The sequence below is a fragment of the Billgrantia antri genome (genome assembly GCF_019430905.1).
GTDB lineage: Bacteria > Pseudomonadota > Gammaproteobacteria > Pseudomonadales > Halomonadaceae > Halomonas > Halomonas antri.
On record NZ_JAHYCA010000003.1, the window covers coordinates 603,984 to 624,100 of the forward strand.

A 20,117-nucleotide genomic window follows, 5' to 3' on the forward strand; every position below is an offset into this window, starting at 1 on the left:
CGTCTCCCTTACCTTCAGCAAGAGGCAATACCATGTCCGATTTCACACTGAATGCCAGCGTTCGTAACGACCTGGGGAAAGGTGCGAGCCGCCGCCTGCGTCGTGCGAACCTCGAAGTGCCGGCCATCGTCTACGGTGGCGAGCAGGCTCCCCAGCCGATCTCCGTCGAGAAGGCCGCGTTCTACAAGGCCATCGAGGACGAGTCCTTCTTCTCCTCGGTGCTCAATCTGGTCATCGACGGCAAGAAGGAGCAGGTCGTCGTGCGTGACCTGCAGCGCCACCCGTACAAGCCGCTGATCACCCATGCCGATTTCCTGCGCGTGGACGCCACGCACGAGATCACCATCAACGTGCCGCTGCACGTGCTGGGCGAGGAGAAGTCCAAGGGCATCAAGGATCAGGGCGGTGAGCTGCACGTCCTCTCCAACGAGGTGCAGATCAGCTGCCTGCCGAAGGACCTGCCGGACTTCCTCGAAGTCGATATCAGCGATGTCGAAATGGGCACCACCCTGCACCTCTCCGACCTCAAGCTGCCGGCCGGTGTCACGCTGGTCGAGCTGACTCACGGCGCCGACCACGACAACGCCGTGCTGAGCATCACCAAGCCGAAGGGCCGCAGTGAGGCCGCCGAAGGCGAGAGTGAAGGCGAGGAAGGCGAAGAAGGCAACGCCGAGTAAGCGCTGCCACCGGGGCCGCCTTCGGGCGGCCCTCTTCCCCATCCGATCAAGCGCTACGGCGCTTGTTTTTGTTTGGAGGCCCATATGCCCCAGGTCAAGGCGATCATCGGGCTTGGCAACCCTGGTGACAACTACGCCGCCACGCGCCACAACGCCGGCGCCTGGCTGGTCGAGATCCTGGCGCGCCAGGCCGGCACCGAGCTGCGCACGGAGAAGAAGTTCCTCGGCCTTTACGCCAAGGTCCAGCTCGACGGCCAGGAACTCCATCTGCTCGAGCCCACCACCTTCATGAACCGCAGCGGCGGTGCCGTGGCGGCGCTGTGCCAGTTCTTCAAGATCGCCCCTGGCGAACTGCTGGTGGCCCATGACGAACTCGACCTCCCTCCCGGCACCGCCCGCTACAAGCAGGGAGGCGGGCACGGCGGCCATAACGGCCTGCGAGACATCATCAGTGCGCTGGGCGACAAGGACTTCAATCGCCTGCGCATCGGCATCGGTCATCCCGGCGATTCACGCCAGGTGACCAACTATGTGCTGGGCCGCCCGGGCAAGAGCGAACTCGAAGCGATCGGTGCGGCCCTCGACGAGAGCCTGGCAACGCTTCCGCTCGTCATGACAGGCGAATGGGCACGTGCCATGAGCCGGCTGCACAGCTTCAAGGCCTGACGGTCTCGGCGGGTTCGGGCAGCAAGCTCGTAGCTCGTAGCTCGTAGCTCGTAGCTCGTAGCGACGGTAGAATAGCCAGCACTTTCCAAACGCGAACACGCTTTCCAGGACGATCCCATGGGTTTCAACTGCGGTATCGTCGGCCTGCCCAACGTCGGCAAGTCGACCCTCTTCAACGCCCTGACCAAGTCCGGCATCGATGCCGAGAACTTTCCCTTCTGCACCATCGAACCCAACGTCGGCATCGTGCCGATGCCCGATCCGCGCCTCGACAAGTTGGCCGAGATCGTGAAACCGCAGAAGGTGATCCCCACTACCATGGAGTTCGTCGACATCGCCGGCCTGGTGGCGGGCGCTTCCAAGGGCGAGGGACTCGGCAACCAGTTCCTGGCCAACATCCGCGAGACCCAGGCCATCGCCCATGTGGTGCGCTGCTTCGACAACGACAACGTCATCCATGTCGCCAACCAGGTCGATCCACGCGCCGACATCGAGACCATCAACCTGGAGCTGGCGTTGGCCGACCTCGACACCGTCGAGCGCGCCATCCAGCGACTGGTTCGCGTGGTCAAGGGCGGCGACAAGGAAGCCATCGCCACCAAGGCGATCCTCGACCGCATCCAGCCGCACCTGGCCGAAGGCCAACCGCTGCGCAGCTTCGGTCTCGACGATGACGAAAAGCGCCAGCTCAAGAGCTTCGGCTTTCTTACCCTCAAGCCGACCATGTACATCGCCAACGTCAACGAGGACGGCTTCGACAACAACCCCTATCTCGACGTGGTAAACGAGATCGCCGCCGAGGAAGGCGCCGTGGTGGTGCCGGTATGCAACCAGCTCGAGGCCGAGATTGCCGAGCTCGACGATGAGGAGCGCGCCATGTTCCTCGACGAGATGGGCATGGAGGAGCCAGGGCTCGATCGGGTGATCCGTGCCGGCTACAAGCTGCTCGGCCTGCAGACCTATTTCACCGCGGGCGTCAAGGAGGTGCGCGCCTGGACGGTCAAGATCGGCGCCACGGCCCCCGAGGCAGCGGGCGTGATCCACACCGACTTCCAGAAGGGTTTCATCCGTGCCGAAGTGATCGCCTACGACGACTTCGTCGCCCTGGGCGGCGAGCAAAGCGCCAAGGACGCCGGCAAGTGGCGCCTCGAAGGCAAGGAATACGTGGTCCAGGATGGCGACGTCATTCACTTCCGCTTCAATGTGTAACCAGTGCCTTGACCTGGCGGGAGTGAATCCGTAGACTTCGCCTCCGTTGATTGGCTACGTAGCTCAGTTGGTTAGAGCACATCACTCATAATGATGGGGTCCCCTGTTCGAGTCAGGGCGTAGCCACCAAAGATCGAAAAAAACCCGGCGCCTTGTGCGCCGGGTTTTTCGTGGTGACGCCTCAGACCAGCCGGGGGCGGTTGGCGAAAGCAATCAGCGCCCGGGTCAGGTGCTCGACATCCTGGCTACCTGCCGTCTCGCGGATCGAGTGCATGGCCCACTGGGGCACGCCTACGTCCAGCGTCGGCACGCCAAGCTCGGTGGCGGTGATCGGGCCGATGGTGCTACCGCACCCCATGTCGGCACGGGTTACGAAGGTCTGCACCGGCACCTCGGCCTCGCGGCAGACGTCACGGAACAACGCCGACGTAGCGCTGTTGGTGGCATAGCGCTGGTTGGCGTTGACCTTGATCACTGGCCCACCGTTGAGCACAGGCCCGTGGGCGGCATCGTGCTTGTCGATGAAATTGGGGTGCAGGGCGTGGGCATTGTCGCAGGAGATCATCCGTGAGGCCTGGATCAAACGGATGAAGCCCTCGTCACCCGGCTCGCCAAGCTGCGCGTTCACGCGGCGCAGCACGTCGCCGAGGAACGGGCCCTGGGCGCCGCAGGCGCTGGCGCTGCCGACCTCCTCGTGGTCGTTGGCGACCAGAACCACACCCTGGCTGCCATCGCTCTCCAGCAGCGCCTCCAGGCCAATGAAACAAGAGAGCAGGTTGTCGAGGCGCGCACTGGCCACCAGTTCGCGTTCGACGCCAACCAGGGCCGGCGGCTGCACGTCGTGGAGCGCCAGCTCGAAGTCGAGGATCTCGGCCCCCGCAATGCCATGCTGGGCCCCCAGCCACTCGAGCAGCAGGCGCTGCAGGTCGGCCTTCTCTCCGCCCTGCAGAAACACCGGCGGCATCTGGGTCTGAGCGTTGATCGCTCGCCCGGCATTGACCTCGCGATCGAGGTGGATGGCGAGGCTGGGGATGATGGCGACCGGCCGCTCCACGTGCAGCAGCACGCCCTCTATCCGGCCATCCGGATGCCGCACATGCACGCGCCCGGCCAGCCCCAGATCGCGATCGTACCAGGGCGCCAGCAGCACGCCGCCGTAGAGCTCGATGCCGAGCTGCAACCAGCCTGCCGCCGTCTGGGCGGCGTGCGGCTTGAGCCGCAGTCCGGGGCTGTCGGTATGGGCACCGATCATGCGCAGCGCCTCGAGCCCCGCATGAGGCAGCTGCAAGGCCACGATGGACGAGTCGTTACGCGTCACGTAGACCCGCTCGCCCGCCGAGAGCTGCCATGCCTGGCTCTCGTCGAGCCGGCGGAAGCCGGCGGCGTCGAGCCGCTCGGCCATGGCCGCGACGGCATGCCAGGGGGTGGGAGAACGGTGCAGAAAGTCGAGCAGGCGCTCGAGACGGGCTTCCCGAGACATGTGATTCCTCATCAGGGGTCGTGGTAGACGCAAGAGCTGCTACAATGCGATGTCTGCCATAGGCAACTCACCGGGCATTCGCTTGTCTAGGGAAGGAAGTGTACACGAAACCAGGGGTGCTTCATCGATGAGCCAGTTTGTCGTTATTCGGCGCACAGCGGTCCTGACGCTGGCGCTGCTGTTGTCGTGCGCTCAACTGGCGCTTGCTCAGATCCAGCCCGGCGATGACCAGCGGCAAGCTGCCGTCGAGGTGGCCGAATCACTGCGCTACGGCCATTATGCCGACACCGCTCTCGATGACACCTGGTCACAAGCGGCCTTCGAGCGCTATCTCGACATATTGGACAGCCAGCGCGCCTTCCTGCTCGAGAGCGACATCGAGGAGTTTCGTCACCTCGAGACGCGTATCGACGACATGCTCTTCGAGGGCGAGCTGGAACCCGCCTACCAGCTTTATCACCGCTATCACGATCGTGCGGAAGCGCGCTTCGAATGGCTGCTCGAGTCCCTGGATCAGGGATTGGGTTTCACCTACGAAACCGACATGCGACTCGACCTCGACCGTCGCGATACCGACTGGGCCGCCAGCGAAGCCGAGCTTGAGGAGCTATGGCGCAAGCGTCTGAAGAACGACGCTCTCACCCTCGACATCAGCGGCCAGGACGAAGAGCAGGTGGAGAACAACCTGCGCCAGCGCTACGAGGGTCAGCTCACGCGCCTGCGTCAGACCAACGCCGAAGACGTCTTCGGCCTGTTCATGGCCGCGGTAACCGGCAGCATCGATCCGCACACCGAATACCTCTCCCCGCGCCAGGGCGAGTCGTTCGACATCCAGATGCGACTGTCGCTGGAAGGCATTGGCGCCATGCTGCAGTCCGATGGCGAATACGTGAAGGTAACCAGCCTGGTGGCGGGTGGCCCGGCCGACCGCGCCGGGGTCCTTGAGCCCGCCGACCGCATCGTCGGGGTGGGCCAGGAGGACGAGGAGAAGACGGTCAACGTCGTCGGCATGCGGCTGGACGAAGTGGTCGACCTGATTCGCGGTCCCAAGGGGACCGTTGTACGCCTCGAGGTAGTGCCGGCTGAAGCCGTGGACATGACCCGCTCGCATACCGTCGAGATTACTCGGGATACCGTCGACCTCGAGGAGCAGGCTGCCAAGGGCGAGATCGTCGAGGTGGAGCGGGACGACGGCGTCAAGCGCATCGGCGTGATCACCATCCCCACCTTCTATGTCGATTTCGACGCCTGGCAGGCCGGAGAGGAAGAGTTTCGCAGCACCACTCGCGACGTGGCGCGCGAGGTGGAGCGGCTCAAATCGGAAGGCGTCGACGGCATCATGCTCGACCTTCGCAACAACGGGGGCGGCGCCCTGCAGGAAGCCAACTCGCTGCTTGGCCTGTTCATCGACCGCGGCCCCACCGTTCAGGTGCGCGACGCACGCGGCCGCATCAGCCTGTATGGCGATACCGAGACCGGCACCGTCTACGACGGCCCCCTGGCCGTGCTGGTCAACCGCCTGTCCGCCTCGGCCTCGGAAATCTTCGCCGGCGCCATTCAGGACTATGGCCGCGGGCTGGTGCTGGGCAGCGCCACCTTCGGCAAGGGAACGGTGCAGACCCTGAACGACCTCAGCCACGGCCAGATCAAGCTGACCCGTGCCAAGTTCTACCGCATCTCGGGCGAGAGCACCCAGAACCGCGGCGTCGAGCCCGACATCCTGTTCCCCGACATGGTCGACCCGGAGCGAATCGGCGAGAGCAGCCTGGATAACGCGCTGGAGTGGGATACTGTCCAGGCCGTCCAGTACCGCCACTACGGCGAGCCGTGGGAGCATCTCGAAACCCTGCGCGCACGTCATCGGGAACGCGCCGAATCCCACCCCAACTTCGTTTACCTGAAAGAGCGAGTGGCCTTGGCCCGTCGTCTACGCGAGGAGCACACCAGCGTCAGCCTGGATCGCGACCAGCGCCAGCAGGAAGTGGAGAGCCGCGATGCCGAGCAACTGGCACTGGAGAACCGTCGCCGCCAGGCCCTGGGCCTGGAGCCACTGGACGAGCTGAGCGACGCGCGTAGCGAGCAAAGCGCTGAGGAAACGGAACGCAACGAGCCCGTGGATCGCGTCCAGGTGACCGAAGCCGCCGCCATCCTCGCCGATTACGCCGAGCTGACCGAGCGACGCTTGGCCGGCCGCTATTAGCGGCCGTGGGGCGGACTCCTTTAGGACTCCGCCCCACGCTGGGCCGGTCCCTCGTCCCCCTCCACCTCGATGCCTCAACCAGACCTCCCCCCTGCAACCATGAGATAGGTCATCCATTCTCATGTACATCCCTGTTAGCATCACCGCCACACGGCGTGCCGGTTCCGGTTTCGTCCACGCTGCGTTGATGGCGTGTAGCAGCGGATCAACGAGAATGACCCTTACCACGACCTCAGCGTGCTACCGGGGCGCCGCACGAGTTCGCTCCACTCACGGCCCGTCATCACCCGTTCACGCCCTAAGGGAAGAATACGTATGGTGACTCATCGGTTGGCACGTGCGGCTCGGTACGCCAGCCAGCACTGGTCGGGCTGGTTGCTGGCCTACCTCGTGCTCTCCCTGGCGGCGTCCTTGCTACGCAATCCCAGCCACGGTTTCAGCCTGATCCTGCCTCAAGGAGGGATCCTGCTTGCCGCTTTCCTCGTACTCCCCCCCTCCCGGGGCGCGCGACTGCGCTTGTCAGGTGCAGTCCTGGCAGTGGAATTCGGCATGTGTCTTGGCCTCAAGGGCCTGTCGCCACTCGCCGCCCTATGGGTCAGCGGCCCCCTGTTGGCGCAGGCCTGGCTGGGTGCATATCTACTGCTGCATTACGCGCCGGAAGGCCGCATTCCGGACACCCAGCGGGGTATCTCGCAATTCCTGCTTTGGGGCTGCCTGCTTCCGGCAATGCTGTCGTCCAGCCTGACGGCGCTGGGCCTGTCCCAGGCGAATGGGCATTTCGTCACGGAATGGTTGTGGTGGTGCATTCAGCGCCTGAACGGCCTGCTGCTCTTCGCGCCACTACTGGTGCTGTGCCTTCGTCCTTCCTCCACCCGCACCCACCCGTACCATTGGGAATCACTGGCGCTGTGGGGGCTCACCTGCCTGGCTGCGGCTGCGATCTTCAGCATGAGCAATCCTGCCGGCAGGACGCTGGCCACCTACAGTTTCCTGCTGACGCCGCTGCTGCTGGTCACCGCCATCCGGCTACCCTTGACGAACAGTCTGTTCATCGTCCTTTCGGCCAGCCTGATCGCTGGCGCAGCCGATGCCATGGCAGCCGGTGCCACGCCGATAAGCGCCCAGCGTAGCCTGATCGCCGTCTCGGTTTTCCTGTTGATCAACCAGATGGTGGTGTGGCTGCTCGGTGCCCTGATCGAGGAACGCCGTCACGTCCTCAATCGCGTGCAGAAGATGCGCGACATGTACGAAATGCTCAGCCATGCCAATCAGGCACTGATCGATCTCAAGCTGACACCGACTCAGCTCTACGAGCGGATGTGCGAAGTCATCATTGCCAAGAGCGACTTCAGCCTGGCCTGCATCACACCGCTACAGCCACCACGTCCGGGCATGGCCGACAAGTGCCCGGACGCAATCTGCGTACGCCAGGACGGTGGCCCGCCCCCGGCATGCTGCTACCCCGACTCGGACCTGATCCGACAGGCTCAGGCCGGCCGTGAACATGTCATCCGACGCCACTGGCAGCCATACCTCTCCCCCGCCCTGCCGGAGGAGCACGGCACCCTTGCCGCGTTCCCCATCCAGCCGAAGGGCAAACCGGTGCAGGCCGTTCTGACCGTCGTCAGCCTGCTGCCCGAAGGCTTCGATGACGACATGCTGCGTCTTTTCGACGAACTTGCCGACGACATTGCCTTTGCCATGACCATGCAGGCGGACCGTCAACGCCTGAAGCTGGCATCGGAGGTCTTCGAGCACAGTCACGAAGCCATCATCATTGCCGACGCCAGCGGCCACATTCTCGACGTCAATCCCTCCTTCACGCGTATCACGGGCCACAGCCATCGGGAGGTCGTCGGACGCAATCCTCGCATGCTCCAGTCCGGCCGACAGGACCGTGCATTCTACGAGTCGCTGTGGCGCAGCCTGCTGACGAAAGGACATTGGGCCGGCGAATTCTGGAATTCACGCAAGGACGGCGAACACTATCCCCAGCGCGGCACCATCACCGCGGTAAAGGGAGAGGATGGCCAGATAGAGCACTTCATCTCCGTAATGGAAGACGTTTCGGCCCAGGTAGAGGCCGAACAGAAAATTCTCAATCTCGCCAATTACGATGCCTTGACTGGGCTACCCAACCGGCTATTACTGGAGAACCGCTTCCAGCATGCAATCGAGCAGTTGGGCGATGGTCCGGCAGCCCTCTCGGTACTCTTCGTGGACCTGGACGAATTCAAGCACGTCAACGATGCCATGGGACACCAGCAGGGCGACCTTCTGCTGCAGCTGGTCTCCGCCCGGTTGCAGCGCGAGCTGCGCGACGGCGACACGCTGGCCCGCTTCGGCGGCGACGAATTCGTGGTACTGCTGGCCGGTCGGCGACAGGAAGCACGCTCACTGGCCAAGCGCCTGATCCGCAGCGTTCGCCAGCCCTACCGGCTCGATCAACAGCCTGTGCACATTGGTTGCAGCATCGGCATCGCCCAGGCACCTCGCGATGGCATCAGTCTCGATGAGCTGATCCAGGCCGCCGATACCGCCATGTATCAGGCCAAGGCACGTGGTCGGGGCATCTATGCGTTCTATTCCAGCGATATGCAGCATCAGGCGCAGCATCGACTGACCCTGCGAGTGGAACTCGACGGCGCCATGCAGCGCAACGAGCTGCGAGCTCACTACCAACCCAAGCTCGGCATCGCCGACGATGAGTTAGTCGGCTTCGAGGCGCTGGTCCGCTGGCAGCATCCCGAGCGCGGCCTGGTGCCGCCAGGAAGCTTCATTCCGCTTGCCGAATCGAGCGGCCAGATCGCCGCCATCGATCGCTGGATGCTCAAGACGGCAATCGACCAGTTGGCGCAATGGCGACGCCAGGGACGTCGCATACTACCGATAGCGGTCAACGTCTCGGCCTCGCTGTTCTCCCGCTCCGATTTCGTTGCCGAGCTGACTCGCTGGCTCGACGAGCGAAAGGTACCGGGTCACGACCTCGAGCTGGAGATCACCGAGCACGTGGCCATGTTCGACCTGGATTACACCCTATCCACGCTGCAGGCACTGAAACGCCTTGGCGTGGCACTGTCCATCGACGACTTCGGTACGGGCTATTCGGGGCTCGCCTACCTGCGCGACTTCCCCATCGATACCGTCAAGATCGACATGAGCTTCATCCAGAGGGTGCACGAGGACGAGAAGAAGCAGGGCATCGTGCGGGCCATCATCGCCTTGGCCGATACCTTGGGCCTGCAGACCATTGCCGAAGGCGTGGAAACCGAGGAAGAACTGGCGTTCCTCAAGCTACAGGGATGCTGGGGCTATCAAGGCTACCTGTTCAGCCCGGCGCTGGCGGCCGACGAGATCGAGCGTCGCTATCTGGTACGCGAAGTACGACAGGGCATATGACTCGACCCGACTGAAGTCCGCTGCAACGTTTTGCCGACAGGCGCGATCAGCCAGCGCAACGGCAAACCTCACGGCGCGCTGGCGAGCCGATGACAGACGACGGGACAACGGAACTTGGCTCCCGGAGCAGGACTCGAACCTGCGACCCAGTGATTAACAGTCACTTGCTCTACCGACTGAGCTATCCGGGAACGATACGGCGGGAAAGTGCAACGCTTTCCGTGGAGGGCTGATGGCTCCTCGAGCAGGACTCGAACCTGCGACCCAGTGATTAACAGTCACTTGCTCTACCAACTGAGCTATCGAGGAATGACGAACGTCACAAATCAGCTTGTGTTCAATGGCTCCCGGAGCAGGACTCGAACCTGCGACCCAGTGATTAACAGTCACTTGCTCTACCGACTGAGCTATCCGGGAATCGTCCTGAACACGGTGCGTAGTATACGGATCAGCCACATAAGGTCAAGGGCGGATCTCGTCGACGCCACCTCCGGAGCAAGACGCGGCGACCGGAAACAGAACGCCCGTGCAGGCTTGGCTGCACGGGCGTTCTGATCGATCTGGTGGCTACGCCCTGATTCGAACAGGGGACCCCATCATTATGAGTGATGTGCTCTAACCGGCTGAGCTACGTAGCCTTTTCACACCTTGCCATGCTTCGGCGCGGCGATGGGGCAGAATTATGCCCGCCCCCCGCCGCCTTGGCAAGAGCGTTCAGGCATCAATTCCAAGCTCGGCCTTCACAGCCTCGGCGCCGGGCTCGCCGTCACGCGTATCGACCCCCTCCAGCCAGGCATCGAGCACGTCGGGATTCTCCTGCAGATAGGCCCGAGCGGCCTCGCGCGGGTCGCTACCCTCGTTCATGATCTCGCCCATCAGGCGATTTTCCATCTCCAGCGTGAAGTTGAGGTTCTCGAGCAGGGAGCCTACATTGCTGCACTCCTCGGCAAAGCCGGCTCGAGTATTGGTATAGACGGTAGCGCCGCCCAGGTCGGGGCCGAAATAGTCGTCCGCACCTTCAAGATAGGCAATGTCGAAGGTGGTATTCATCGGGTGCGGTTCCCAACCGAGGAATACCATCCACTCCTCGCGCGTTACCCGGGCGCGTAGCTCGGCCAGCATGCCGGCCTCGCTCGAGTCGACCAACTGCCACCCCCCCAGGCCAAAAGCATCGTCATCGATCATTTGCTGGATCAGCTCGTTACCGTCGTTGCCGGCCTCGATACCGTGCAGACTGGACTCGAACTTATCGGCGTGTTCATCGAGGTCGGCGACCGACGTGACCCCGGCATCGTGGACGTACTGCGGTACCGCCAGGGTGTACTTGGCCCCTTTCAGGTTGGCTGACAGGCGATCGACTTCGCCCCGTTCGATGTACGGGTCACTGATCGATGCCATGGACGGCATCCAGTTTCCCAGGAAGACGTCGAAATCGCCGTTACGCATGCCCGAATAAGCAATCGGAACGGACACCGTGTCGACCTTTGTCTGATAGCCAAGCGCCTCGAGGACTTCGCTAGTCATGGCGGTGGTAGCCGTGATGTCCGTCCAGCCCACCTCGGCAAAGCGTACCGTTTCGCAACTCTGCGGCTCGTCGGCCCAGGCAGGGGCTACCAGCCCACAGGCGAGCATGCCAAGGCTCAGGGCGGTGGAATGCATGGCGATCGTCTTGTTCATTCGGCTCTCCTCTTGCGGATGAAGCATCGTTTGGACGAGTGGAATGCCTCGACGGGCTTAGTGATTTTATATTGATTGAACGTTCAATAAAAAAATGCCAAGCTAGTCCCAAAGGTAACCACGCATGGCCGTGGTTGCAAATCGTAACCGGCATCGGGAGAACGAAGATGCCCAAGACAGGTATGGAGCCGATTCGACGCAGCCAGCTCATTCAGGCCACCATGGCCGCCATCGACGAAGTCGGTCTGGCTGATGCCACCGTGATGCGCATCGCCCGGCACGCCGGCGTCTCGGCAGGCATCATCAGTCACTACTTCGGCGGCAAGGATGGCCTGCTCGAGGCCACCATGCGCCAGATCCTGAGCGACCTCGGCGAGGCAGTGGCCCAGCGCCGTCGCCAGCTCGTCAATGGCTCGCCGCGAGAGCACATCGGCGCGATCATCGACGGTAACTTCGACCGCAGCCAGATCATTGGACCGGCCGCCAAGACCTGGCTCGCCTTCTGGGCCAGCAGCATGCACAAGGCGCAGCTTCAACGGCTTCAGCACGTCAACGACCAGCGACTCTACTCTAACCTGTGCTGCCAGTTCCGCCGACTGATGCCACATGAAGAGGCACGCGATGCCGCCCGCGGCCTGGCCGCCATGATCGATGGCCTGTGGCTGCGCGGCACCCTGAGCCCAGAAGGGCTGGATACTGAACGCGCCCGACGCCTGGCACACGCCTACCTCGACCAGCTACTGACCGGCTACGAAACCTCCCTTGCGTCCACAAAGGAGACAGCATGACAGCTTCCAACACCGAGACCCTCTTCATCGCGGGCCGTCGGCAGCCGGCCACTTCCGGCGAAACCTTCGACGTCATCAATCCTTATGATGGCAGCTTGTTGGCCAAGGTCGAGCAGGCCAGCCAGGCCGACGTCGACCGCGCCGTCGAGTCGGCACGGGAAGGCCAGCGCCGCTGGGCCGCCATGACCGGCATGCAGCGTGGTCGCATCCTCAATCGTGCCGTCGCGCTCTTGAGAGAGAGGAATGACGAGCTTGCCGAGCTCGAGACGCGCAATACCGGCAAGCCGATCAGCGAAACCGCCGCAGTGGACATCGTCACCGGCGCCGACGCGCTCGAGTATTATGCTGGCCTGGCGCCGGCCATCGAGGGCACCCAGATTCCGCTGCGCGAGTCGTCGTTCGTCTATACCCGCCGCGAGCCGCTCGGCGTCATCGGTGCCATCGGGGCCTGGAACTATCCCATCCAGATCGCCTGCTGGAAGGCGGCGCCGGCATTGGCGGCAGGCAACGCCATAGTGTTCAAGCCCAGCGAAGTCACTCCGCTGACCGCAATGAAGCTGGCCGAGATCTTCACCGAAGCCGGACTGCCCGATGGTGTGTTCAACGTCGTGCATGGCGACGGCCGCGTCGGCCAGATGCTGACCGCGCACGAGGGCATCGCCAAGGTGTCTTTCACCGGTGAGGTGGGCACCGGCAAGAAGGTGATGGCCGCGGCCGGCGGCTCGACGCTCAAGGACGTGACCATGGAACTGGGCGGCAAGTCGCCGCTGATCGTGTTCGCCGATGCTGACCTCGAGCGCGCCGCCGACGCCGCGATGATGGCCAACTTCTACTCCAGCGGGCAGATCTGCACCAACGGCACGCGGGTCTTCGTCGAGCGCTCGGTGAAGCAGGCCTTCGAGGAGAAGGTCGCCGAACGCGTGGCACGTGTCCGCGCCGGCGACCCGCTCGACCCCAGCGTCAACTTCGGCCCGCTGGTCAGCTTCGAGCATCAAGCCAAGGTGCTCGACTACATCGCATACGGCAAGCAGGACGGTGCCCAGGTGCTGATCGGCGGCGAGCCCTTGGCCGAAGGCGATTTCTCCCGCGGCGCCTGGGCGCCGGCCACGGTGTTCACCGATTGCAGCGACGATATGCGCATCGTACGCGAGGAGATCTTCGGTCCGGTGATGTCGATCCTCGTCTTCGACGACGAGGAGGAACTGATCCGCCGCGCCAACGACACCCACTACGGCCTCGCCGCCGGCGTGTTCACCGAGAGCCTGGCCCGAGCGCATCGCACCATTCATCGCCTCGAGGCTGGCATATGCTGGATCAACACCTGGGGCGAGTCGCCGGCGGAGATGCCGGTGGGTGGCTACAAGCAGTCCGGCGTCGGCCGCGAGAACGGCATCGAGACCTTGGCCCATTACACCCAGACCAAGTCGGTGCAGGTGGAGATGGGACCCTTCGAGTCAGTGTTTTAAGTATCAATGAAGAGACCCGTCATTGCCGCTCGCACACATATGTAGTGTCTGCCCAAGGCAAGCGCGGCTGGCTGCAGCGAGGGGCGCCGGGGACAAGCCGAAGAGGAGGTCCTACGCCATGGATGGCGTAGGTAGCGCCCAGGGAAGGGTTCACAGCGCCTCCTCGCAGGCTTGTCGACGGATCAGCCCCGAGCGACCCCGTTAGCAGGCCCGATCCGCCGCGTTACCAGTGAGAGATGTTATGTCCCAGATGCATGAATTCGACTACGTCATCATCGGTGCCGGTTCCGCCGGCAACGTGCTGGCCACCCGTCTCACCGAAGACGCAGACGTCAGCGTGCTGCTGCTCGAGGCGGGCGGCCCCGACTACCGCTTCGACTTTCGCACCCAGATGCCCGCCGCGCTCGCCTATCCGCTGCAAGGCAAGCGCTACAACTGGGCCTTCGAGACCGACCCGGAGCCGCACATGAACGGCCGCCGCATGGAGTGCGGTCGCGGCAAGGGCCTCGGCGGCTCGTCGTTGATCAACGGCATGTGCTATATCCGCGGCAACGCGCTGGACTACGACAACTGGGCCAACCTGGCAGGCCTCTCGGACTGGCGCTACGTCGACTGCCTGCCCTACTTCAGGAAAGCCGAGTGCCGCGATATCGGACCCAACGCCTACCACGGCGGCGACGGGCCGGTCAGCGTGGCCACGCCCAAGGAGGGCAACAACGAGCTCTACCGCGCCTTCGTCGACGCCGGCATACAGGCGGGTTACCCCGAGACCGAGGACGTCAACGGCTACCAGCAGGAGGGCTTCGGCCCCATGGACCGTTTCGTCACTCCCAAGGGGCGCCGCTCCTCCACCGCCCGCGGCTACCTCGACCTGGCCAAGCAGCGCGATAACCTCACCATCGAGACCCACGCCACCACGGACGTGATCGAGTTCGAGGGCAAGCGTGCCGTGGGCGTGCGTTACCTGCGCCGCGGCCAGGCGCAGCAGGTTCGCGCCCGCCGCGAGGTGCTGCTGTGCGCCGGGGCCATCGCCTCGCCGCAGATTCTGCTGCGCTCGGGAGTGGGCAACCCCGAGCACCTGCGCGAATTCGATATCCCTCTGGTTCACGAGCTGCCTGGCGTCGGCGAGAATTTGCAGGACCATCTGGAGATGTACATCCAGTACGAATGCAAGCAGCCGATCACGCTCTACCCGGCGCTGAAGTGGTTCAACCAGCCTAAGATCGGCGCCGAGTGGCTGCTGCTCGGTAGCGGCATCGGCGCCAGCAACCAGTTCGAGTCGTGCGCCTTCATTCGTACCCACGACGAGGAGCCCTGGCCCAACCTGCAGTACCACTTCCTGCCCATCGCCATCAGCTATAACGGCAAGAGTGCGGTGCAGGCACACGGCTTCCAGGCCCACGTGGGTTCGATGCGCTCGGAGAGCCGCGGGCGCATTCGCCTTACCTCACGCGACCCCAAGGCGGCCCCCAGCATCCTGTTCAACTACATGGCCAAGGAGAAGGACTGGCAGGAATTCCGCGATGCCATTCGCCTGACCCGCGAGATCATCGCCCAACCGGCCATGGATCCCTACCGTGGCCGTGAGATATCGCCGGGGCCGGACGTGCAGAGCGACGAGCAGCTCGACGCCTTTGTACGCGAGCACGCCGAGACCGCCTACCACCCATGCGGCAGTTGCCGCATGGGCGAAGGCGACGACGCCGTCGTCGACGGCCAAGGCCGCGTGCATGGCCTGGAGGGGCTGCGTGTAGTGGATGCCTCGCTGTTTCCGGTGATCCCCACCGGCAACCTCAATGCCCCGACCATCATGCTGGCCGAGAAGATCGCCGACCGCATCCGTGGTCGCGAACCGCTGCCGCCCTCCGACGCGCCCTACTACGTGGCCGGCGAGAGTCCGGCCCGGCGCGAGCCCCAGCGTCGCTTGAGCTGAGCATCTACGCCACCACGTCATGCGCCCCGCCATCGAGCGGGGCGCCTTCGTTCGTGCCTTTCACTGGGCTGGTCACCTGTACCAAGATGGGCTAGGCTGACACATTCAAACAACTGTTCTAAACATGAACCAAGGGAGCGCTGAAGAAATGCTCACCCTCATACTGCTGATCCTCACCGTCGCTGGCCTGCTGGCGCTGTTGCGGCGCGAGGCCGGCGCCATGCCGATCCTGGCAATGCTCGGCGGCCTTGGCCTGGTGAGTCTGCTGGTGTCCCCGGTGCTGGGCGTGCTGCTGCTGCTCGGCGCGGCAGTCGTGGCCGTGGCCGGCCTGCCGGCACTGCGCATCCAATGGCTCACCCCGCGCCTGTTCGCCATGTTCAAGCGCGTCTCGCCCAAGGTCTCCGACACCGAGCGCATCGCGCTGGAAGCCGGCACCGTGGCCTGGGACGGCGAGCTGTTCTCAGGTCGCCCCAAGTGGGACAAGCTGATGAGCTACCGCGACGATGGTCTGAGCGAGGAGGAGCGCACCTTCATCGAGCACCAGTGCTCGGTGGCAGCGGGCATGTGCAATGCCTGGGAGATCGCCAAGGAGCGTGCCGACCTGCCTGAGGAACTGTGGCAATACCTGAAGCAGGAAGGCTTCTTCGGCATGATCATTCCCAAGGAGTACGGCGGCCTCGGGTTCTCCGCCAAGGCTCAGTCGCTGGTGCTGCAGAAGCTCTCCATCAGCGAGACGCTGATGGTCACGGTGGGTGTACCCAACTCCCTGGGACCGGGCGAGCTGCTGCTCAAGTACGGTACCCAGGAGCAGAAGGATCACTATCTGCCGCGCCTGGCCGACGGCCGCGAAATCCCCTGCTTCGGCCTCACCGGCCCGCGCGCCGGCAGTGACGCCACCTCGCTGCCCGACACCGGCATCGTTTGCAAGCAGGTGATCGACGGTAAAGAGGTGCTGGGCCTGCGCCTCAACTTCGAGAAGCGCTGGATCACCCTGGCGCCCATCGCCACCGTAGTGGGCCTGGCCTTCCGCCTGTTCGACCCCGACCACCTGCTGAGCGAGGAAGAGGATCGCGGCATCACCCTGGCCCTGGTACCGCGCAACACCGCCGGCATGGAGATCGGTCGTCGCCACCATCCCATTGGCAGCCCCTTCCTCAACGGCCCGATCAAGGGCAAGGACGTCTTCGTCCCGCTGGATACCATCATCGGCGGCACCGAGATGATCGGTCAGGGCTGGCGCATGCTGGTGGAGTGCCTCTCCATCGGCCGCTGCATCACCCTGCCCTCCGGCGCCAGCGGCACCTCACGCTATGCCCTGGGCTGGACCGGCGGCTTCGCCCGCATTCGCCGCCAGTTCAACGTCCCGGTAGCGGAAATGGAGGGCGTGCAGGAACCGCTGGCACGCCTGGCCGCGCTGGGATACATCGCCCAGGCTGCGGTCTACCAGACCGCCAATACCATCGATCGCGGCGAGAAGCCGGCGGTGCCCTCGGCGATCCTCAAGAGCCAGCTCACCGAGTTCCAGCGCATCGCGCTCTCCGATGCCATGGACATCCACGGCGGCAAGGCAGTGACCCTGGGCCCGCGCAACTACCTGGGTATCGGCTACAGCGCCAACCCGGTGTCGATCACGGTAGAGGGTGCCAACATCATGACTCGCAACCTGATGATCTTCGGCCAGGGCGCGATCCGCTGCCATCCGTACGTGCTCGAGGAGCTGGCCGCCTCGGACAGCAACGATCTGCCGGCCTTCGATCGCGCCTTCTTCGGCCATGCGGCGCTGGTCTTCGGCAACGCCGCCCGGGCCTTCACCATGGGACTCGGCATCGGCAAGCCGGAGGTGCCCTTCGACGCGGTGGCTGCACCCTATGCCCGCGACATGGCGCGCCTCTCGGCCGGCTTCAGCCTGTGTGCCGATGCCGCCATGGCCAGCCTCGGGGCCACGCTCAAGCAGCGCGAGATGCTCTCGGCGCGGCTGGGCGACGTGCTCTCCAATCTCTACCTCGCCTCGATGGTGCTCAAGCACTGGCAGGAGGGCGACAAGGTGGAGGGCGAGGCGGCCCTGCTCCACTACAGCTGCACTCATCTGCTGCAGCGCGCCGAACAGGCCTTCGACGAGTTGTTCGACAACCTGCCCAACCGCGCGCTCGCCGGCGTGCTACGTGCCGTGACGATGCCGTTGGGGCGGCGTTGGAAGCGCCCCGCCGACCAGTTGACCCGCGAGATCGCCCAGGCGGTGTCGCGCGACACGCTGCTGCGCGCCAAGCTGCTCGCAGCGGCCTGGCAGCAGAACGACGGCGTGAAAGACAATCCCCTGGCTCGCTACAACGCGCTGCTCGCCGACTACGACCGCGCCGAGGCGCTCTACCGTACGGTCAACAAGGCCTACGCCAAGGGCGAACTGCCGCCTGAGGCGCTGCACCCCGAAGCTCGCCTGGAGGCGGCGCGTGAAAAGGAGCTGGTCAGCGCGGAGGACGCCGAGTTCATGCGCGGCTTCGAAGCCGAGGTGCTGGAACTGCTTAGCGTGGACGACTTCGAGTACGACGAGTTCGCCACCGACAAGGCCAACATCCTGCGCCACAACGCGGCGTAAGTTCGGTCCATCCTACCCAACCCCGGCCCAGCGCCGGGGTTTTTCGTTGCCTCTCCTACAACGGCCAAACCAGCAGGATCATCGGTATCGCCACTGCCATCACGACCATCTCGAGCGGCAGGCCCATCTTCCAATAGTCGCCGAAGCGATAGCCGCCCGGCCCCATCACCAGGGTATTGGACTGGTGCCCGATGGGGGTGAGGAAGGCGCAGGAGGCACTCACGGCCACGGCCATCAGGAAGGGATCGACGGAAGCCTCGAAACCGTTGGCCAGACTGACGGCGATCGGTGCCATGAGGACCGCCGCGGCCGCGTTATTGATCACGTCGGATAGCATCATGGTGGTAACGAACAGCAGCACCAGAATCGAAACGACGGGCCAAGTGCCGCCCAAGCGCAGCAGGCTCTCGGCGACCAGCGCCGCGCCGCCACTGGTCTCGAGCGCCGTGCCCACTGGAATCATCGCTGCCAACAGCACGATCACCGGTCCATCGACGGCCTGGTAGCCTTCGCGCAGCGGCAGCACCCCGACCAGCAGCGACACCACGGCGGCAAGCGCCAGGGCGATGGCATTGGGGAGCAGATCGAACAACATGGCGCAGATGGCAAGCGCGAAAATGGCGATCGACACCAGCAGCATGCGCGGCTGCCCCAGCGAAATGTTGCGCCGCGCCAGCGGCAGGCAGCCCAGCGTGGCCAAACTATCACTGAGGTTGCTTTCGCCGCCCTGTAACAGCAGCACGTCACCCGGCTGAAAACGGATATCGCGCAGGCGTTGGCGCAGCCGGCTGCCGTCGCGGGCCACGGCCACCAGATGCATGCCGTACTGGTTATGCAGGCGCAGTTGGGTCACGGTGCGGTTGACCATCACCGAGTCATTGCGCACCACCGCCTCGACCAGCTCCAACCCCTCGGTATCAAAGCCGTTCGTCTTGCGCGGTGTTCCCTTCTCCACCTGTTGCTGCTGATGATCGGCGTCGCGCTCCAACTGGCCGCCCTCATCCTGGACTGGCGCCTCTTCCTCACTCTCCTCCTGCGGATCGAGCCCCACCTGCAGGCCGGCCTTGTCCTCGAGCAGCTTCATCTCCTCGGGGCCGGCCTCCACCAGCAGTACGTCATCCTCCTTCAATACGCCAAGAAAGGCGTGCCCGGCATAGCGACGCTCCTCGCGCAGCACCGCCAGCACGGGAACGGGCTCCTCGAGCTCGTGGTGCAGCTCGCGCAAGGTCCAGCCAAGCGCCTTGGATTCCGCGCCTACCCTGGCTTCGACCAGGTAGTGAGTGATGTCGAACATGGCCTCGGTGGAGGCATTACCGGCACGCCTCGGCACCAGCCGCCAGCCCAGCAGCACGATGAACGCAAGCCCCGCCAGGGCCACGCTGGCCCCTACGGGAAAGAACGAGAACATGCCGAAGGTTTCGCCGGTCACGCTGCCGCGATAGCTGGCAATGATGATGTTGGGCGGCGTGCCGATCAGCGTCATCAGGCCACCGAGCAGCGAGCCAAAGGCCAGCGGCATCAGCAGCAGCGACGGCGAGGTGTCGTGCTCCCGCGCCAGGCGCATGGCCACCGGCAGCAGCAGCGCCAGGGCGCCCACATTGTTCATGAAGCCCGAGAGAACCACCACCGTGGTCGTCAGCGCCACCAGCTGCAGGAACAGCCGATCGCCGATCTTGAGAACCTGCTCGGCAATGACATCGACCACGCCGGAGCGCTCGAAACCGCGACTGAGCACCAGCACCGCCGCCACGGTAATGACGGCAGGATGACCGAAGCCATGGAACGCCTCCTCGCCCGGCACCAGCCCCAGGATCACGCAAGCCAGCAGCGCGGACAGGGCTACCAGATCGTAGCGGAAGCGCCCCCAGACGAAGGCGGCCAGCGTGAGTCCCAGCACGATGAATACCAGCGTATGGTCGGCCATACCCGCTCCCTGTCGTGGCACAGGCTTCAGCACAACAGTCGCACGAGAAAAAATCCAGCCTTTTCGATCACTTCGGGCGAGGGAGAAGGAAAAAACCCGGCCGAA

The 20,117-nt window shown here is 64.2% G+C and carries 12 protein-coding genes and 5 tRNA genes; 10 read left to right on the top strand and 7 right to left on the bottom strand.

The genetic code is table 11. The annotated features are described in order from the left end of the window. Positions 1 to 32 precede the first annotated feature (32 nt). From KPL81_RS10820 to KPL81_RS10835, 4 genes are all read left to right on the top strand, one after another. On the top strand, positions 33 to 677 hold the full coding sequence (locus KPL81_RS10820) for a 50S ribosomal protein L25/general stress protein Ctc (protein WP_219791998.1): 645 nt from the start codon (positions 33 to 35) through the stop codon (positions 675 to 677). An 84-nt stretch (positions 678 to 761) separates the two neighbouring features. Next, positions 762 to 1,343, top strand: coding sequence for an aminoacyl-tRNA hydrolase (gene pth, locus KPL81_RS10825; protein ID WP_209473111.1), 582 nt, complete (start codon positions 762 to 764; stop codon positions 1,341 to 1,343). A 117-nt stretch (positions 1,344 to 1,460) separates the two neighbouring features. Beyond that, a complete protein-coding gene (ychF, locus tag KPL81_RS10830) occupies positions 1,461 to 2,552 on the top strand; it encodes a redox-regulated ATPase YchF (RefSeq protein ID WP_219792000.1) in 1,092 nt (363 codons plus the stop codon). 52 nt (positions 2,553 to 2,604) lie between these two features. Beyond that, a tRNA-Met gene (locus KPL81_RS10835) sits at positions 2,605 to 2,681 on the top strand. A 52-nt stretch (positions 2,682 to 2,733) separates the two neighbouring features. Here the strand turns inward: KPL81_RS10835 and KPL81_RS10840 are convergent. After that, positions 2,734 to 4,032, bottom strand: coding sequence for a M18 family aminopeptidase (locus tag KPL81_RS10840; RefSeq protein WP_219792002.1), 1,299 nt, complete (start codon positions 4,030 to 4,032; stop codon positions 2,734 to 2,736). A gap of 127 nt (positions 4,033 to 4,159) precedes the next feature. On the opposite strand from KPL81_RS10840, the gene KPL81_RS10845 reads away from it, so the two are divergent. After that, positions 4,160 to 6,232, top strand: a complete 2,073-nt coding sequence (locus KPL81_RS10845) for a carboxy terminal-processing peptidase (RefSeq protein WP_219792004.1) — start codon at positions 4,160 to 4,162, stop codon at positions 6,230 to 6,232. A gap of 315 nt (positions 6,233 to 6,547) precedes the next feature. Continuing rightward, positions 6,548 to 9,631 carry a bifunctional diguanylate cyclase/phosphodiesterase gene (locus KPL81_RS10850; RefSeq protein ID WP_219792006.1) on the top strand — a complete coding sequence of 1,028 codons (3,084 nt, stop codon included), beginning with the start codon at positions 6,548 to 6,550 and terminating at the stop codon, positions 9,629 to 9,631. Positions 9,632 to 9,746: 115 nt separating this feature from the next. On the opposite strand, the gene KPL81_RS10855 is transcribed toward KPL81_RS10850, so the two are convergent. The 5 genes from KPL81_RS10855 to KPL81_RS10875 form a co-directional block, all read right to left on the bottom strand. Continuing rightward, positions 9,747 to 9,822, bottom strand: a tRNA-Asn gene (locus tag KPL81_RS10855). A gap of 42 nt (positions 9,823 to 9,864) precedes the next feature. Next, positions 9,865 to 9,940, bottom strand: a tRNA-Asn gene (locus KPL81_RS10860). Between the two features lie 32 nt (positions 9,941 to 9,972). Then, positions 9,973 to 10,048, bottom strand: a tRNA-Asn gene (locus KPL81_RS10865). Between the two features lie 144 nt (positions 10,049 to 10,192). Further along, positions 10,193 to 10,269, bottom strand: a tRNA-Met gene (locus tag KPL81_RS10870). Between the two features lie 76 nt (positions 10,270 to 10,345). Further along, on the bottom strand, positions 10,346 to 11,308 hold the full coding sequence (locus KPL81_RS10875; RefSeq protein ID WP_219792008.1) for a choline ABC transporter substrate-binding protein: 963 nt from the start codon (positions 11,306 to 11,308) through the stop codon (positions 10,346 to 10,348). 167 nt (positions 11,309 to 11,475) lie between these two features. Between KPL81_RS10875 and betI the strand changes: the two genes are divergently transcribed. The 4 genes from betI (at position 11,476) to KPL81_RS10895 (ending at position 18,088) form a co-directional block, all read left to right on the top strand. Continuing rightward, positions 11,476 to 12,096: a transcriptional regulator BetI gene (gene betI / locus KPL81_RS10880; protein WP_209473124.1), complete on the top strand. Its 621-nt coding sequence runs from the start codon at positions 11,476 to 11,478 to the stop codon at positions 12,094 to 12,096. Beyond that, a complete protein-coding gene (gene betB / locus KPL81_RS10885) occupies positions 12,093 to 13,562 on the top strand; it encodes a betaine-aldehyde dehydrogenase (protein ID WP_219792010.1) in 1,470 nt (489 codons plus the stop codon). The genes betI and betB overlap by 4 nt, the downstream gene beginning before the upstream one ends. A 241-nt stretch (positions 13,563 to 13,803) precedes the next feature. Then, positions 13,804 to 15,495 carry a choline dehydrogenase gene (gene betA, locus KPL81_RS10890; protein WP_219792012.1) on the top strand — a complete coding sequence of 564 codons (1,692 nt, stop codon included), beginning with the start codon at positions 13,804 to 13,806 and terminating at the stop codon, positions 15,493 to 15,495. A 148-nt stretch (positions 15,496 to 15,643) separates the two neighbouring features. Continuing rightward, the gene (locus KPL81_RS10895) at positions 15,644 to 18,088 is read left to right on the top strand and encodes an acyl-CoA dehydrogenase (RefSeq protein WP_219792013.1); all 2,445 of its coding nucleotides are present in this window, start codon (positions 15,644 to 15,646) and stop codon (positions 18,086 to 18,088) included. A gap of 55 nt (positions 18,089 to 18,143) precedes the next feature. On the opposite strand, the gene KPL81_RS10900 is transcribed toward KPL81_RS10895, so the two are convergent. Further along, a complete protein-coding gene (locus KPL81_RS10900; RefSeq protein WP_219792014.1) occupies positions 18,144 to 20,012 on the bottom strand; it encodes an SLC13 family permease in 1,869 nt (622 codons plus the stop codon). Positions 20,013 to 20,117 lie beyond the last annotated feature (105 nt).

Coding starts and splice junctions, on each gene's coding strand:
- KPL81_RS10845 (WP_219792004.1), top strand. CDS start 4,160: ATGAGCCAGTTTGTCGTTATTCGGCGCACAGCGGTCCTGACGCTGGCG.
- pth (WP_209473111.1), top strand. CDS start 762: ATGCCCCAGGTCAAGGCGATCATCGGGCTTGGCAACCCTGGTGACAAC.
- ychF (WP_219792000.1), top strand. CDS start 1,461: ATGGGTTTCAACTGCGGTATCGTCGGCCTGCCCAACGTCGGCAAGTCG.
- KPL81_RS10840 (WP_219792002.1), bottom strand. CDS start 4,032: ATGTCTCGGGAAGCCCGTCTCGAGCGCCTGCTCGACTTTCTGCACCGT.
- KPL81_RS10820 (WP_219791998.1), top strand. CDS start 33: ATGTCCGATTTCACACTGAATGCCAGCGTTCGTAACGACCTGGGGAAA.
- betB (WP_219792010.1), top strand. CDS start 12,093: ATGACAGCTTCCAACACCGAGACCCTCTTCATCGCGGGCCGTCGGCAG.
- KPL81_RS10850 (WP_219792006.1), top strand. CDS start 6,548: ATGGTGACTCATCGGTTGGCACGTGCGGCTCGGTACGCCAGCCAGCAC.
- KPL81_RS10895 (WP_219792013.1), top strand. CDS start 15,644: ATGCTCACCCTCATACTGCTGATCCTCACCGTCGCTGGCCTGCTGGCG.
- betA (WP_219792012.1), top strand. CDS start 13,804: ATGTCCCAGATGCATGAATTCGACTACGTCATCATCGGTGCCGGTTCC.
- KPL81_RS10900 (WP_219792014.1), bottom strand. CDS start 20,012: ATGGCCGACCATACGCTGGTATTCATCGTGCTGGGACTCACGCTGGCC.
- KPL81_RS10875 (WP_219792008.1), bottom strand. CDS start 11,308: ATGAACAAGACGATCGCCATGCATTCCACCGCCCTGAGCCTTGGCATG.
- betI (WP_209473124.1), top strand. CDS start 11,476: ATGCCCAAGACAGGTATGGAGCCGATTCGACGCAGCCAGCTCATTCAG.